The sequence below is a fragment of the Mucilaginibacter phenanthrenivorans genome, assembly GCF_024721155.1.
In the GTDB taxonomy this organism is placed as follows: domain Bacteria; phylum Bacteroidota; class Bacteroidia; order Sphingobacteriales; family Sphingobacteriaceae; genus Mucilaginibacter; species Mucilaginibacter phenanthrenivorans.
This window is the reverse complement of the sequence record NZ_JAHVAP010000004.1, coordinates 138930-153982: the sequence shown is the minus strand read 5'-3', so window position 1 is coordinate 153982 and position 15053 is coordinate 138930. Positions and strand designations below refer to the sequence as shown.

The window sequence follows — 15053 nt, the reverse complement described above, 5'->3', positions numbered from 1 at the left end:
GCGGCTCAAAATATTTACTTATGTCAGCATTGTATCCGTTAAAATTCAAAACCATCTATAAAGACAAGATCTGGGGCGGTAATAAAATCAAAACCTACCTGCATAAAGATTTCGGCGACCTGCCAAACTGCGGCGAAACCTGGGAGATCTCGGGTGTTAAGTCGGATGTTTCAGTAGTTGCTAACGGAGCATTAGAAGGCGAATCATTAGCTGAACTGCTTGAAAAATTCAAAGGCGAACTGGTCGGCGAAAAGGTATATGCGCATTTTGGAAACATCTTCCCGCTACTGATTAAATTTATTGATGCTAACGAGGATCTCTCCATCCAGGTGCACCCGGATGATGAGCTGGCAAAGAAACGTCATAACTCCTTCGGCAAAACCGAAATGTGGTACGTTATAGAGGCAGATCCGGGTTCGACTTTAATTGCCGGATTTAATAGAGAACTTACCCAACAGGAGTATCTTGATAAATTCAACAGCGGCCATTTAACCGATGTTTTGAATAAGGAAGATGTGAAGGCTGGTGATGTGTTCTTTTTACCGGCCGGCCGTGTACATACCATTGGTAAAGGCTTGCTGATAGCCGAGATCCAGCAGACATCTGACATCACTTACCGCATCTATGACTTTGATCGTGTGGATGACAAAGGCAACAAGCGTGAACTACATACCGAAGAGGCCCTTGCTGCCATCGACTATAAACATTATCCTGAATACAAAACCCAATATCAACCTAAAAAGGACGAAACCGTTCACCTGGTGAGCTGCCCGTATTTTACCACTAACCTGTTAGATTTTACAACCGGCACCACAAAGGATTACAGTAACCTGGATTCGTTTGTTATCTATGTGTGCGTTGAGGGTGAGTTTACCGTTAAGGCCGATGGAAGCGAATACCCTGTAATAATGGGAGATTGTATTTTGCTGCCGAAAACGATTAGCAATGTTGTGTTAGAAACCACCTCAGGGTTTAAGATACTGGAAAGCTACATAGAGTAATGCCGGTAGGGGCGTATAGCATACGCCCTGATTATGGTTTGTATAATGTTTGTGGAATTGTTGACAAGAACGCGGACTTAACGTTGGCGAGGGCGTAAGCATTACGCCCCTACAGATTATACTTATACAAGACGTATCGTAAACTTCGTACCCACATTCACGGTACTATCTACCTTAATAGTACCACCCATTGATTCAATCTGGTTGCGGGTGATGAACAGGCCGATGCCTTTGGCATCAGTGTTTTGGTGGAAGGTTTTATACATGCCGAATACCTTATCGCCATAACGTTCCATATCTATCCCGATACCATTATCTTCAAACAGCATATAGATGTGGTTGTGGTCCTTTATGGTGCGGCAGGTGATAAGAGGTTGCCTTTCCATGTGGCGGTATTTCAGCGCATTGGTAAGCAGGTTCTGGAAGATGCTTTCCAAATAAGCGGGGATATATTCAATGACCGGGCATTGTGTAAAATCGTATTCAATTTTGGCATCGGTGGCGTCGATATTGTTTTGGAGCGCCGACATTACATTTTTAAACACTTCTTCAAACGACAGGGCCTTGCGTTCCTTGTCGATATCCGTATGGATCATTACGATCTCGTTCAAATGCTCGATGGTTTGACTTAAGCTGTCGCTGATTGATTTTATGTGTGCAAAAACTTCTGCGCGATCGTCGGCAGATTCGCTTTCCTCGTGCAGGTTAACCATAAACCGCAAATTGCCTGAATGTGAACGCAGGTTGTGCGACACGATGTAGGCAAAGTTTTGCAGGCGCTTGTTTTGGTCATTTAGCGAACTGATGGACGTTTGAAGTGCAATTCCCTTCTTTTTAATGCTGTCAATATCCTGCAGAATTCCCCTTATTTTAACGCACTTTCCGTAATCGTCAATAATAGGGAGGCCCTTGGCGCGTACCCAGAAAACATTATTCTTGGCCGAGCGGAAAAGTACTTCCAGGTCGTACGGTTTGCAGAACTTTATAGCGTTTTCAATCGCTTCATTTACAACGGGGCGGTATTGCGGTTCAAAAAAGCTTACTGCTTCCTCCAGGCTTAACTTAAGCTGATCATTCAGCTCATAAATATCGAAAGCCTCCTTAGAAAGCGACAGGCTCATGGTGGGCACATCTATGTCAAAACCGCTGATCTTAGCTATTGTGCCGGTTTCATTAAACAGGAAATCGTTTTGTGCCGAACGCAGACCAAGTAATTTGGCCTTATTGATGTTTATTAGTGAGCCCGTATATTTAGGTATGCCGTTGTCTTCCCATTTTTTGGTAACACTTTCAAACCACTGGTAGCCGTTGGCTTTGGTTAGTAACCTTATCTCTACGGTGTTGGTTTGATCAGGGGTCCGGGATTGGATGGCTTTTAAAAATGCAGGCTTGTCGTGATGGTAAAGCAGGTCGTCAAGAAATGAACTGTAGGAACACTCGATCTCCCCGGGCTTATAACCCAGGACAGCATAAAACCCGGCAGACCACTTAACCTCTTTCGTGTTAACGTTGTACTCCCAGATCCCAGCATTTATTTGATCAATTATTTGAGCAAGATGGGATGCATCATCACTATAAAAGTTGTTCCCTTCAATACTCATATTAATATCCTACACATAGTATAAAACCAATAGCTCAGGGTTCATAATAGAAAAATTTATGCCAAAAAATAAAAAAGCATAAAACGACAAGCTCACCTATTACGGAAACCATGCTAAAATGGTTGGCAATAATATACAAATTGTCCGCAGCCTGATTGTTTTAACTGCCTAAAACCTTAAAAGTTAATTATTAATTACAGTGTCTTTGCCTGACAGTTCAATCAGCGCATTTGAGGCTATCCACCTTGCGCTTTTTGTCTTTTGGGCGAGGATCCGCTGCGCGGTTTCAATAGCGTGGATTTTAAGATTTGAGTTTCTTTTGCCAATTTGCCGTAATGACCAGTTAACCGCCTTCCTTACAAAATTGCGGCCATCCCAGGCTTCGCGTTCCATTACAGCGAAAAATGGAATAAATACGTCGTCAGTGGCGGTTTTATTGTGAACCGCAAATTCAGCCATCAGCACAAAGCCGGCGCGTTTTACAAATTCATGTTCGCTGGTTGTGTATTCAAACGCCTTGCTCATGGCAAATGGAGTACGGTCTAAAAGGTTGCCGCAAACCTGGTCGCAAACGTCCCATGAGTCAAAGTCATGCACCCAATTATCGGCCTGCTCTTCGGTAAATTGGCTGGGGTCTGCAATCATCGACGCAAGCAGCCTGGACTCGTGAATTTTAATTTTCCACAGGGCAAGGGCGAGCGGGTGATCTCTTTTAATAAGCTTCGCTAACTTCCTCAATTCGGGGACGGGGATACCCAATGCATGCACGTCGTTGATGCCGAAACGTTTCATACCCGCCAGGTGTTTTGGGTTCGATTTTGCTTTTAGCAGGACGATTATTTCTTCGATGGTCATAAAAAAAGCCGGACGAGTGTCCAGCTTAAAGATAGGTAAAAGTCCGGAAGTCGGTAAAGTCAGTAAAGACTGAAGGTGATTTGTTTTTTTGCTTCCGCGGGAACCTTTTCAAGAGTTCCTGCGAAAAATAAATCCGAAATGGAAAATCCGATTTCCGAAATCTTTACAAATTTCCTCTCAATTCCTGCTCTCTTTCTATCGCTTCAAAAAGCGCCTTGAAATTGCCGGCGCCGAATGATTTTGCACCCTTGCGCTGGATAATCTCGAAGAACAAGGTTGGCCTGTCCTCAACAGGTTTGGTGAAGATCTGCAGCAGGTAGCCCTCATCGTCGCGGTCGACTAAAATGCCAAGTTTTTTTAATGGCCCCAGGTCCTCATCAATGTGGCCAACGCGGTCTATCAGTTCATCATAATAAGTGGTAGGCACCGTTAAAAATTCAATGCCACGGCTTTGCAGGGTGGTTACGGTTTTAACAATATCATCGGTAGCAAGGGCTAAATGCTGTACGCCTTCGTCCTCATAAAACTCCAAATATTCTTCAATCTGTGATTTCTTTTTACCCTCAGCCGGCTCGTTGATCGGGAACTTTACGTATCCATTCCCATTGCTCATCACCTTGCTCATTAAGGCCGAATATTCGGTTGAGATCATCTTGTCATCAAAGGTTAAAATGTTTTTGAAGCCCATTATCTCCTCATAAAAATTAACCCATTCGTTCATCTTGTGCCAGCCCACATTACCCACACAATGATCAATGTGTAACAATCCTGTTGTGGTAGGATTATAGGTAGTTACGTGCTTTTCAAAACCGGGTAAAAAGGCCCCGTTATAGTTTTTGCGTTCCACAAAAAGGTGCACGGTTTCCCCGTACAGCTTAATCCCGCTGGTACGTACTTCGCCATATTCGTCGGTCATGGTCTGGGGTTCCTGGTAAGGTTCGGCACCGCGACGGGTGGTCTGCAAAAAGGCGTCATAAGCGTCGTCAACAGACAGCGCAAGGATTTTGACGCCATCGCCGTGTTTCTTGATATGCTCCGCAATCGTGTGGTTGGAATGCAGTGGTGTTGTTAGCACCAGGCGAATCTTGCCTTGCTGCAAAACGTATGATACGCGGTCGCGGATACCGGTTTCGGGGCCCGCATAAGCAAGGTCCTGGAAGCCGAATGCGGTTTTATAATAAAAGGCAGCCTGCTTGGCATTACCTACATAAAATTCAACATGATCTGTTCCGTTAAGGGGTAAAAAATCAGTAGTTGCTTGTTTTTTATCTATGGTTAGTGTTTCCATTTTTTCAATTAGTGAATTGGTGAATTAGTGATTGATTGAATTTTAAGCTTTTAGCTTTCGCCTTTCAGCTTTTACCTTTCACCTCAACTCACCCAGCTTTTATAATAATTTTCGTCCTCTATTTTTATGGCGTCTTCGGTCAGCATTAACGGCCTGAACGGGTCTATCATTACCGCCAGTTCGTCTGTTGATTCCTTGCCGATGGATTTCTCTACAGATCCGGGATGCGGGCCGTGGGGGATGCCGCCGGGGTGCAGGGTTATCTGGCCCTTAACCACGCTTTTACGGCTCATAAAGTCGCCATCTACATAATAAAGCAGCTCATCGCTGTCCACGTTACTGTGGTTATATGGCGCGGGAATAGATAAGGGGTGATAGTCGAACTTGCGCGGTACAAAAGAGCAGATCACGAAGTTATGCCCCTCGAATGTTTGGTGTACCGGTGGTGGTTGATGCAGGCGACCAGTTATCGGCTCAAAATCATGAATTGAAAAGGCCCAGGGATAATGAAAGCCATCCCAGCCGATGAAATCGAAAGGGTGCGTCCCGTAAATGTACGGATAGATAAGCCCCTGTTTTTTGATCAGGATCTTGAAATCGCCCTTTTCATCGTGGGTTTCCAGATTGGTGGGGCGTTTTATATCGCGTTCGCAATAGGGGGCTTGCTCGGTCATTTGCCCATAGGCATTGGTATAGCGCTTAGGGATCCTGATAGGGCTAAAGCTCTCTGTAATGAACAACCGGTTATCAGGTGTGTCAAACTCCATTTGATAGATGGTTCCCCGCGGAATAACCAGGTAATCGCCGTAAGCGAATTTGATATTGCCGTAGCCGGTCTTTAGCGTTCCTGATCCCTCGTGAATAAAAACCACCTCGTCGGCCTGGCTGTTCTTATAAAAATAGTCGGTCATTGATTTGCGCGGGGCAGCCAGCGAAATATGGAGGTCGCTGTTAACTAAAACGGGCTTGCGGCTTTTCAAATAGTCGTCTTCCGGCTCAATTTTAAAGCCGATTAAACTGGTATGCTTCAGGTGCTTTTCGCGGGCAATCTTTGGCTCAACCGAATACGGCTCGCCCAGCTCTTTTACAAGCGTTGGCGGATAAGCATGGTAAACCAGCGAATACAGGCTGCTAAAGCCTTCGGTTGATACCAGCTCTTCGGCATAAAGTGTACCATCGGGCTTACGGAATTGCGTATGCCGCTTTGGCGGAATAGCTCCTAATGTGTGGTAAACAGGCATTTTTAATTGGTTTTACTAATTTAAAAACGTTGTAATTATTGAAGAAGTTGTAAGGGTTATAGTTGTTGCAAGGGTTGTAAAAGTTTTAGAAACAATTATCCTTATTGCAACTGTGTAAGTGCTGTAAAAGTTTTAAAATGTTTTAATACTGTAGCGATTTTAACCTCTACAACAACTACAACTTTTACAACAAATCAACAAAACTTAGTACTGCGCCAGTACGATCTTAGCGAGCACGGCATCCCTGAAAGAAGAAGCGTCACTCATGGAAGTGAGGCCAAGGGAAAAAAGAAAATGCTTTTGTATGCTCATAATTTGGTTGTTCAAAATTAGATGTAATATGTGGGATTTGCAAGTGATGCAGTTCAAAGGGTTGTAGAGGTTGTAAATGTTGTAAGCCTTATCGGATTAATGATTTACGTTAACTATTTCAACTCTTTACAACAACTACAACATTTACAACCAAAAACACTAGCTTTGAAATTAACCAACCACATAGCCCTATGAAATTAGTATCCTACAAAACCGAAGATAACGAGCATTTAGGCGTTTTTATAAAAGGCCATATTTATAACCTTAATTCGTGCGATAAGCTGATCCCCAATAATATGAACGAGTTTTTGTGGGGTGGGGATGAGCTGATGGACCGGGCAAAACGGATAAATGCGGATATTAAGTCGGGGAAGATGGAGGCTAAGGAGGAATTGTTTTTTGAGATGATGGCGCCGGTTCCGCACCCAACCTCATGTAGGGATGCTTATGCGTTTAGGCAGCATGTAGAAGCCGGAAGACGAAATAGGGGAGCGGCCATGATCCCTGAGTTTGATCAATACCCGGTGTTTTATTTCACCAATCACAATGCTATCCAGGGGATCGGCGAGATAGAATGTATGCCCGATCATTTTGCTCAATTGGATTTTGAGCTGGAAGTTGCGGTGGTTCTCAACAAAAAAGCTCGCAACGTTAAAGCAGCGGATGCCGACAGTTTGATAGCAGGTTTTATGATCATGAACGATATGAGCGCGCGCACGCTGCAAATGGAGGAAATGAAGCTGAACCTTGGCCCGGCAAAGGGTAAGGATTTTTGCACCGTGATTGGCCCATGGTTGGTAACTCCCGATGAACTGGAACAATATAAAATTGAACCCCAAACCGGGCATACCGGCAACGCCTATAAACTGGAGATGAAATGCGTGGTGAATGGCAAGCAGGTTTCCGCAGGTAATATGGCCGACATGGACTGGACATTCGCCGAAATCATTGAACGCTGCGCCTATGGCTGCGATGTGCTCCCCGGCGATGTAATAGGCTCGGGTACAGTAGGAACAGGCTGCTTTTTGGAGTTGAACGGAACCGGTTTACTGAACGATCCGAACTATCAAACCCAATGGCTGCAACCCGGTGATTTGGTGGAAATGGAAATAACCGGACTTGGTATACTTAGTAATGTTATTGAAAAGGCGGATAGTGATTTTTCAATTTTGGGGTTGAAGAAATGATAAAGTTGTTGTAAGGGTTGTAGACGTTATAATGTTGTTGATCTCATCATTTTGTCATTGCGAGGAGCATAGCGACGAAGCAAACTCGTAGCTATATAGGGCGGATAGAAAAGTGTAGAATTTGAAGAGCGTAAATGCATTGGCGACGAGGTTGCCACGCTGTCGCTCGCAATGACAATTTTTTATAAAACGTTCATTGATAGTAATTTTTTCCTCAATTCTTCCGCTGATGTGAAATGTATCGATTTGATCCCCAGTTTCTCTGCGGCTAGAATATTGCGGTAGTTATCATCAATGAACAAAGCATCTTCGGCTTTAACATCGTGACGATCCAACAAAATTTGATAAAACTCAGGGGCTGGTTTTCTCATTTTTTCCGTGCCTGATACCACTATACCGTCAAACCAGTGCAAAAACTCAAACCGCTCCAAAGCAAGCGGAAACGTCTCTGCCGACCAGTTGGTGAGCGCGTAAATTTTGTATTTGCCGGTTTGCTTTAACTCCTTAAAGATCTCGACCGTGTCATGAAGGGCTTCCCCCAGCATTTCGTCCCAACGGGAATAAAATGCCCGGATGTTAGCTTCATGCTCCGGGAACTGGTTTACCAGGATCTCGGTACCTTCCTGTAGCGAGCGGCCCGCATCCTGTTCTTCATTCCAGTCGGAGGTGGTAACGTTGGTCAGGAAGTGTTTCATTTCTTCTTCATCACTGAAGAGGGTTCGGTACATGTAAGTAGGGTTCCAGTCAATTAAAACTGCGCCAAGGTCGAAGATGATGGTATTTATCATGGATTTAATTGTGATGCCACTCGTGTATTTTGGCATTGGTAATAATGGAATCTTTGTTGAATTTAATGATAAGGTCTTTTCCAGATTCGGGGTCTACGCTCAGAAAAGGAAATTCCAATTTCAGTGTGTACCACGTTTCGGTAGTATCGTTTTCCGGTGGCCCCAATAATTGAAGCATTTGCCTGTTTGATAATCCGATGAGCTTGCGGCTTTTCAATAAGTCTTCCGCCATTGAACTTCTGTCCGAACCATTTAAATGTTCGTAGCTCGCCCATTTGTCTTTATCGAATTTTTCGTTTTCGCAACCTGATACCATAAGAAATACGATAAAAAAGGTAAAAAGAATGGCGATTTTAGATTGCATTACAATAAAGGTAGGAAATGCCTTCCTTATTTATTCCTTCTCCCACAAAATATTCACTGCCGAAAGTTGTTCATCTTCCAGTCGCATTTCGGTGTTGATGGTGAAATTGTTTTTGAGATAGAAATTTATGGGCGATGGATAGGGCCTGCCATCGGCTTTAATATCATTGTTATGGTCGATAGCCCATCCAAACAATTGTTTTTCGCCTTTTTTTAGTTCGTTTAATAAAGTCGTTCCGTAACCTTTCCCATGTATCTCGCCCGATATCATGATGAAAAAGCAGGTAACATCACCAATATAATATTTATTGCCCCAGCCAATTATAACGTCATCATTATCAATCATTAAATAATGTTTTGGGTTGATCAGCGTGTTTAAAAAGTTATCAAAGTCAGCCATGCCCGGCATTTGCAGCTTTACCGGGTATTCGGTATTCCAGATGTGCAATACGCGTTCTTTTTGCTGGTCTGACAGGGTGGGGCTGGTTATTATTTTCATGATACTCGGCATGACGGGAGGAAAGCACCGCTATTCATTCTCCAATAAATACTTTTTAAATTCCTCAAAACCTTTGCCTAAAGCGGTGGCTTGTTTTTCTTTTTTTGCCAAATCCTCCACCTGTTCCGGTATATCAATTTTTGCTGCAATGCTTTCCGGGAAAACATCCGGGAACTTGCAGGGGTGAGCAGTTGACAAGAATACCCCGGCAGTGTCGGGTTTATAATTGTCCTGTTGCCAATCTCTTAACGCCTGCCAGGCTATTGCGGTATGCGGGCAAGCCACATAATTATAGTTGTCGTTGATGAACTTTATGGACTCAAGGGTTTCCTCATCATCGTAACGGTAACCTGTTACTAAATCTTTCAACTCGTCCATATCGTTCTTAAACAGCTCGGCTATGCGTACCCAGTTGCTTGGATCGCCGACATCCATGGCGTTGCTGAGAGTCGCCACAGATGGCTTGGGCTGATAAACGCCTGATTTTAAATACTCAGGCACGGTATCATTGGCATTGGTTGCCGCTATAAAATGTTCCACCGGCAAGCCCATTTTCCAGGCTAACAAGCCGGCCCCTATATTACCGAAATTGCCGCTCGGCACAGAGAAGATCACCTTGCTGATGCCTTGTTTCAATAGCTGTGCATAAGCATTAAAATAATAGAATGTTTGCGGGATCAGCCTTGCTATGTTGATCGAATTAGCCGATGTTAAACGAAACTTCTCATTCAGTTCAGCATCTGTAAAAGCTTGTTTAACCAGCGCCTGGCAATCATCAAATGTGCCATCGATTTCAATAGCCCGAATATTTTGACCGTTAGTAGTTAATTGCAGTTCCTGGATCTCGCTTACCTTTCCCTTTGGGTACAGAATGGTAACACGGGTATTAGGCACACCTAAAAAGCCAAGCGCAACTGCCCCGCCGGTATCGCCCGAGGTAGCAACCAACACATCCAGTTGTTTTTCGCCGGCTTCTAAAAAATAGCTCATCACCCGGCTCATAAAGCGCGCGCCGAAATCCTTAAACGCCAGCGACGGGCCATGCCACAGTTCCAGCACGAATATGTTTTCCTCCAGCTTTACCACGGGCGCTAAAAAGTTGATGGCATCGTGAATGATCGCTTTCAGGTCGTCGGCAGGAATATCATCACCGATTAAATGCTGCGCTACGTGCAGGGCAATTTCGGGAAGGGTATATTCATCCAGGTTGTTTAAAAATTTATCGTCCAGTCGTGGGATGTTTACGGGCATGTAAAGGCCCTTGTCCTGCGGCATACTGTTAAAAACCGCGTCTTTAAAGGACACGCGGGTGGATGGGTTTTTGGTACTGTATAGTTGCATTTTTTTTATTTCGGATTTCGAACTTTCGAATTCGGATTTATTTTTTGATTTTATTATTTTAAAAGCTCCGTCATTGCGAGGAACGAAGCAATCTCTGAGCTATGCAGATCAGGGAGCAACAAAATTGTGTGAACCTGACAGCGGCTGTAAGTTCCCGGCGACATTGCGGTCCGTGATCGTCCTACGTAGAGGTTGCTTCGTTCCTCGCAATGACGCAGGTGGGCTTGGCTTTTGCCTTTCAGCTTTCGCCTTTTAGCTTTCACCTCACCCTAAAACTCTCGGCCCTTTATCATTAATAGTTGATACATAAGTATTGCTGCCAATACTGATCCCTGTTAAATGCTGCTGTAACCTTTGTGTGATGCGGTTGGCGGTATCCTCATCGCGTGCGAAAGCGAAAACGGATGGACCGGAGCCGGAAATTCCAAAACTAATCGCACCTAACTCCATGGCCATTTCGCGCATCTTGTAGAAATCAGGGATAAGCATGGAGCGAACGGGCTCAACCAAAATATCCTTCATACTGCGTCCTATCAGGTCGATGTCGTTCATAAACAAACCACTTACCAGCCCGGCAATGTTACCCCATTGGGTTACCGCGTCCTTCATTTGGATATTTTTACGAATGATCTGCCTTGCTTCGCGGGTAGGCACATCAACGTCCGGGAACACGATGGCGCAATACAAACCTTCCGGGTGAGGGAGCCTTACTATATCCAGCGGCTCGTAACTTCTAACCAGCACAAAGCCACCAAACAGGGCAGGAGCAACGTTATCTGCATGACCATGGCCACAGGCCATTTCCTCGCCCTTCATGGCAAAGGGCAAGAGGTTGCTCGGATCCGTATCATCGCCAAGCAAAGTTTTAATCGCAAACAAACCCGCCACGGTACTTGCGGAGCTGGAACCCAGTCCGCTGCCTATCGGCATCTTTTTATGCAGCTCAATATTCAGCCCAATATCAGCACGACCAATGCTGTTTAAATAATGCTGCACGCTAACACTCACTGTATTTTTAGCAGGGTCCAGCGGCAAACGACCATCATCGCCGGTAATTTTGCTGATGGTAATGCCGGGCTTGCCGGTAACACGCATAATTACCTCGTCACCGGGTTCATTAACGGCGAACCCGAGCACGTCAAAGCCACAAACTACATTGGCAACAGTTGCCGGAGCGAAGACGTGAATTCCCCCCCCGCCCCCTAAAGGGGAGGCTTTGATAGTGGAGGTTTTAATTTCTTGTATATTATTTTCCATTTTATCGTTTTTAATTCCCCCTTTAGGGGGTTAGGGGGCTGGGCTCCTATGCTCCCACATTTATTAAATCAGCAAATACACCAGCCGCAGTTACTTCGGCACCTGCCCCTGGGCCTTTTACCACCAGTGGGCGTTCCTTATACCTGTCGGTTGTAAAGGAAATGATGTTATCGCTTCCTGACAGGGTAAAGAACGGATGATTTTCGTCAACCATTTGCAAGGTGATCTCCGCCTTGCCGTTATCAAGCTTGCCGATATAGCGCAATACTTTTCCATCTGCTTCGGCTTTTGCCTTCAGGTTGCTGAAGAACGAATCTTCGGCCTTCAAGGCAGCGTAAAAGTCGTCTACTGACTGCGCATCCAGGCAGCTTTGCGGTAGCATATTTTCTATCTTGACGTCAGCTTCCTCCATCACGTAACCGGCATCGCGGGCCAATATCAGGATCTTGCGCATAAAGTCCTTCCCGCTCAAATCGTCACGTGGATCAGGTTCGGTATAGCCTTTTTCCTGTGCCTCCTTCACCACGTCGTGGAAGTTGGCATCGCCTTTAAAATTATTAAAGATAAACGAGATAGTGCCTGATAAAATGGCCTCGATCTTTGCTATCCTGTCGCCGCTGTTCATCAAATCCTTTAGGGTACGGATGATGGGCAGACCAGCGCCCACGTTGGTTTCATAAAAAAAGTCGACCCCATGCTGTTTGGCAGCGTCATGGAAGGTTTTGTATTGTTTATATGATGCCGAGTTGCCTATTTTATTGCAGGTGATGACCGAAATATTCGATTTAAAAACCTGCTCATAAAACTCAACCGGTTTGGGGCTTGCTGTATTATCAATAAATACGCAGTTAGGCAGGTTCATGCTTTTCATGCGGGCAACAAATTCATGCAGGTCGGCAGTTTCGTGCGAGGCCCTGAGTTCGTCCTGCCAGTTGTCCAGGGAAATACCATCACTGTTAAATATCATTTTGCGGGTATTGCTGATGCCCGCGATTTTTACCTGGATGCCATTATGTTCCTGCAAATACGCACTATGTGCATTCAGTTGCTTAAACAAGGTTTGGCCAATGTTGCCGGTGCCCAGGCAAAAGGCATGAAGTGTTTTGGTAAGCTGGGTGAAGAATCCATCGTGTACTGCATTCAGCGCCTTTGCAAGGTCATGAGCGGAGATAATAACTGAGATGTTATATTCAGATGATCCCTGCGCAATGGCCCTTACATTTACCCCGTTTCGGCCCAGCGCGTGGAATAGCTTGCCGGAGACGCCCGGAGTTTGCTTCATGTTTTCGCCCACTATTGCAATAATGGCCAGGTTTTTCTCGATCACCACATCTTCCAGTTTTTTGGCGATGAGCTCCAGCTCAAATTCCTGTTCTATTAATTGGCGGGCCTTTTCTGTATCGTCAGGTTGAACAGCAAAAGTGATGCTGTGCTCAGATGATGATTGGGTGATCAGGATAATATTGATCTGCTCACGCGCCAGCAATGAAAACAACCTGCCGCTAAAACCTGATTTACCCACCATGCCGCTGCCTTCCAGGTTAAGGATGCTGATGTTATTGATGGACGAGATGCCCTTTATCGGTAAATTTGATGGCTTGCAATCATGACGGATCACGGTTCCCTCAAATTCCGGCTCGAAGGTGTTTTTTATTACTATCGGGATCTTCTTTAAAAATGCCGGGATCATGGTTGGTGGATAGATCACCTTAGCCCCGAAGTATGATAACTCCATAGCCTCAGTATAAGTAAGCTCCGGCAGCGAAAATGCCTTCTTTACCATGCGCGGATCGGCGGTCATCATCCCGTTAACATCGGTCCAGATCTGGATCTCCCGTGCATTTAGGGCCGAGCCAAATATGGCGGCGGTATAATCACTGCCACCACGACCAAGCGTTGTAACCTGCCCGGCTTCGTTAGCCGCTATAAAACCGGTTACAAATAACACCTTATCGCTGTGTTCCTGTAGAAAGCCTTTTATTAATAATTCAGTAAGTTCCGTATTCACCTTTGCCTGCCCAAATGAACTGTCGGTACGGATCAGGTCGGCGGCATCCACACACAAGGCCTGCGGAATAAACTGCGCCGCAATTTTACTGATCATCAAAGTTGAGCAGCGTTCCCCGAAGCTGAGCACCTGGTCGCGGGTTTTGGGAGTAAGCTCACGAAGGGTAAGCACGCCCTGCAACAGGTCCTCCAGTTGGTTAAAGAAAATTTTAAGGCGGGTAAAAGCCGGGTTTTGGTTTTGAACAGTAAGCAGGCTCTTTACTACATCAAAGTGGCGTTTTTCCAGTTCGGCTAGTTGCGCCGTAAACTCTATCCCGTTTGCAGCGCCCTCGGCCATAGAAACCAACAAATTGGTTACGCCGCTCATGGCTGATAGAACTATCACCGGCTTCTCGCCGTTGTTCACTTCGGCTTTTACAATGTTTAATAAGGTTTGGATGCTTTGAACTGATCCTACGGAAGTACCGCCAAATTTTAAAATCTTCATACTAGCTATTAAAACAAAACGCCTTCCTCTTTTCGGAGGAAGGCGCTCATTTGGTTTTTATGTTTTTACACCATACGATTATCTTCCTCCGGATTTTACGCCGGTGGTAGTAATTGTTGTTGATGTGGTGTTGTTAATTATCATATTCTTTAATGTCTGTAAAGTAAGTAGATATTTTTTTAATAAGCAAGGGTTATTTTATTTTTTATATAATTACCTAAAATATGGTTAGAAAGATACTTGCTGTTTTATTGTTTTTGCTGCTTGCAAAGGTCGGAATTGGCCAAACAAGCAAAGATTCAATAGTTTACAATCTGCCGGTTATTAATGGTAAATTAGTTTATGCTGATAGTATTATTGTTAAGGGGCATGATAAAGCCATTTTAGATACCACCGCCAAAAAGTGGTTTAAAGGATATTTTAAGGTCTATAGGCCTGATACGCTGGCAAAAGATAAGGATACCTCAAGTGTAATATTAAACCGGGCAGGACTCGAATTTAGGATAGCTACAACCTCGGTCGCATTAGTGAAATATGATTTCTATTTAATATTCTCGATCAAGATAAATTGTAAAAACGGTTATTATACTTATAGGATCTCCGACATCTTTTTTGTTCCCAAAAAGGATTTTTACAGGAGGGTAATTTATTATCAAAGTAGCCCGGATTATCTGATAGGATTGTACAAGCAGAAACATTTGGGCTTTGCCAATTCTATAAATTTAGGCAGAAAAAAGATCAGGGAATACCTGAAATGTACCGATGATACCATCCGCGCATGTATTGCTTCGTTAAATAAGACGATGGTAAACTAATAAGCTGTCTA

At 44.5% G+C, this 15053-nt stretch carries 13 protein-coding genes; 3 read left to right on the top strand and 10 right to left on the bottom strand.

The features are described from left to right. Positions 1 to 20: 20 nt before the first annotated feature. Positions 21 to 1001, top strand: a complete 981-nt coding sequence (locus KXD93_RS10325) for a type I phosphomannose isomerase catalytic subunit (protein WP_258137012.1) — start codon at positions 21 to 23, stop codon at positions 999 to 1001. Between the two features lie 122 nt (positions 1002 to 1123). On the opposite strand, the gene KXD93_RS10320 is transcribed toward KXD93_RS10325, so the two are convergent. From KXD93_RS10320 to KXD93_RS10305, 4 genes are all read right to left on the bottom strand, one after another. Further along, complete coding sequence (locus KXD93_RS10320) at positions 1124 to 2602, bottom strand: PAS domain-containing sensor histidine kinase (RefSeq protein ID WP_258137011.1); 1479 nt, start codon at positions 2600 to 2602, stop codon at positions 1124 to 1126. 183 nt (positions 2603 to 2785) lie between these two features. Continuing rightward, positions 2786 to 3457 (bottom strand): DNA alkylation repair protein, encoded by a 672-nt coding sequence (locus KXD93_RS10315; protein ID WP_258137010.1) that lies wholly within the window; start codon positions 3455 to 3457, stop codon positions 2786 to 2788. 163 nt (positions 3458 to 3620) lie between these two features. Next, a complete protein-coding gene (gene hppD, locus KXD93_RS10310) occupies positions 3621 to 4745 on the bottom strand; it encodes a 4-hydroxyphenylpyruvate dioxygenase (protein ID WP_258137009.1) in 1125 nt (374 codons plus the stop codon). Between the two features lie 83 nt (positions 4746 to 4828). Next, the gene (locus KXD93_RS10305) at positions 4829 to 5986 is read right to left on the bottom strand and encodes a homogentisate 1,2-dioxygenase (RefSeq protein ID WP_258137008.1); all 1158 of its coding nucleotides are present in this window, start codon (positions 5984 to 5986) and stop codon (positions 4829 to 4831) included. Between the two features lie 503 nt (positions 5987 to 6489). On the opposite strand from KXD93_RS10305, the gene KXD93_RS10300 reads away from it, so the two are divergent. Continuing rightward, positions 6490 to 7485: a fumarylacetoacetate hydrolase family protein gene (locus tag KXD93_RS10300; protein ID WP_258137007.1), complete on the top strand. Its 996-nt coding sequence runs from the start codon at positions 6490 to 6492 to the stop codon at positions 7483 to 7485. A gap of 182 nt (positions 7486 to 7667) precedes the next feature. Here KXD93_RS10300 and KXD93_RS10295 read toward each other — a convergent pair whose 3' ends face one another. From KXD93_RS10295 to thrA, 6 genes are all read right to left on the bottom strand, one after another. Continuing rightward, a complete protein-coding gene (locus KXD93_RS10295; protein WP_258137006.1) occupies positions 7668 to 8273 on the bottom strand; it encodes an HAD family hydrolase in 606 nt (201 codons plus the stop codon). A 4-nt stretch (positions 8274 to 8277) separates the two neighbouring features. Then, a complete protein-coding gene (locus KXD93_RS10290) occupies positions 8278 to 8637 on the bottom strand; it encodes a hypothetical protein (RefSeq protein ID WP_258137005.1) in 360 nt (119 codons plus the stop codon). A gap of 30 nt (positions 8638 to 8667) precedes the next feature. Further along, entirely contained in the window at positions 8668 to 9135 is a 468-nt protein-coding gene (locus KXD93_RS10285) for a GNAT family N-acetyltransferase (protein ID WP_258137004.1), read from the bottom strand. 30 nt (positions 9136 to 9165) lie between these two features. Then, positions 9166 to 10476, bottom strand: coding sequence for a threonine synthase (gene thrC / locus KXD93_RS10280; RefSeq protein ID WP_258137003.1), 1311 nt, complete (start codon positions 10474 to 10476; stop codon positions 9166 to 9168). A 264-nt stretch (positions 10477 to 10740) separates the two neighbouring features. Continuing rightward, the gene (locus KXD93_RS10275) at positions 10741 to 11733 is read right to left on the bottom strand and encodes a homoserine kinase (RefSeq protein WP_258137002.1); all 993 of its coding nucleotides are present in this window, start codon (positions 11731 to 11733) and stop codon (positions 10741 to 10743) included. Positions 11734 to 11779: 46 nt separating this feature from the next. Further along, the gene (gene thrA, locus KXD93_RS10270) at positions 11780 to 14227 is read right to left on the bottom strand and encodes a bifunctional aspartate kinase/homoserine dehydrogenase I (protein ID WP_258137001.1); all 2448 of its coding nucleotides are present in this window, start codon (positions 14225 to 14227) and stop codon (positions 11780 to 11782) included. 224 nt (positions 14228 to 14451) lie between these two features. Between thrA and KXD93_RS10265 the strand changes: the two genes are divergently transcribed. Continuing rightward, positions 14452 to 15042, top strand: coding sequence for a DUF4468 domain-containing protein (locus KXD93_RS10265; protein WP_258137000.1), 591 nt, complete (start codon positions 14452 to 14454; stop codon positions 15040 to 15042). Positions 15043 to 15053: the final 11 nt, after the last annotated feature.

Coding starts and splice junctions, on each gene's coding strand:
- KXD93_RS10325 (WP_258137012.1), top strand. CDS start 21: ATGTCAGCATTGTATCCGTTAAAATTCAAAACCATCTATAAAGACAAG.
- KXD93_RS10285 (WP_258137004.1), bottom strand. CDS start 9,135: ATGAAAATAATAACCAGCCCCACCCTGTCAGACCAGCAAAAAGAACGC.
- KXD93_RS10290 (WP_258137005.1), bottom strand. CDS start 8,637: ATGCAATCTAAAATCGCCATTCTTTTTACCTTTTTTATCGTATTTCTT.
- KXD93_RS10265 (WP_258137000.1), top strand. CDS start 14,452: ATGGTTAGAAAGATACTTGCTGTTTTATTGTTTTTGCTGCTTGCAAAG.
- KXD93_RS10295 (WP_258137006.1), bottom strand. CDS start 8,273: ATGATAAATACCATCATCTTCGACCTTGGCGCAGTTTTAATTGACTGG.
- thrC (WP_258137003.1), bottom strand. CDS start 10,476: ATGCAACTATACAGTACCAAAAACCCATCCACCCGCGTGTCCTTTAAA.
- KXD93_RS10275 (WP_258137002.1), bottom strand. CDS start 11,733: ATGGAAAATAATATACAAGAAATTAAAACCTCCACTATCAAAGCCTCC.
- thrA (WP_258137001.1), bottom strand. CDS start 14,227: ATGAAGATTTTAAAATTTGGCGGTACTTCCGTAGGATCAGTTCAAAGC.
- hppD (WP_258137009.1), bottom strand. CDS start 4,745: ATGGAAACACTAACCATAGATAAAAAACAAGCAACTACTGATTTTTTA.
- KXD93_RS10315 (WP_258137010.1), bottom strand. CDS start 3,457: ATGACCATCGAAGAAATAATCGTCCTGCTAAAAGCAAAATCGAACCCA.
- KXD93_RS10305 (WP_258137008.1), bottom strand. CDS start 5,986: ATGCCTGTTTACCACACATTAGGAGCTATTCCGCCAAAGCGGCATACG.
- KXD93_RS10300 (WP_258137007.1), top strand. CDS start 6,490: ATGAAATTAGTATCCTACAAAACCGAAGATAACGAGCATTTAGGCGTT.
- KXD93_RS10320 (WP_258137011.1), bottom strand. CDS start 2,602: ATGAGTATTGAAGGGAACAACTTTTATAGTGATGATGCATCCCATCTT.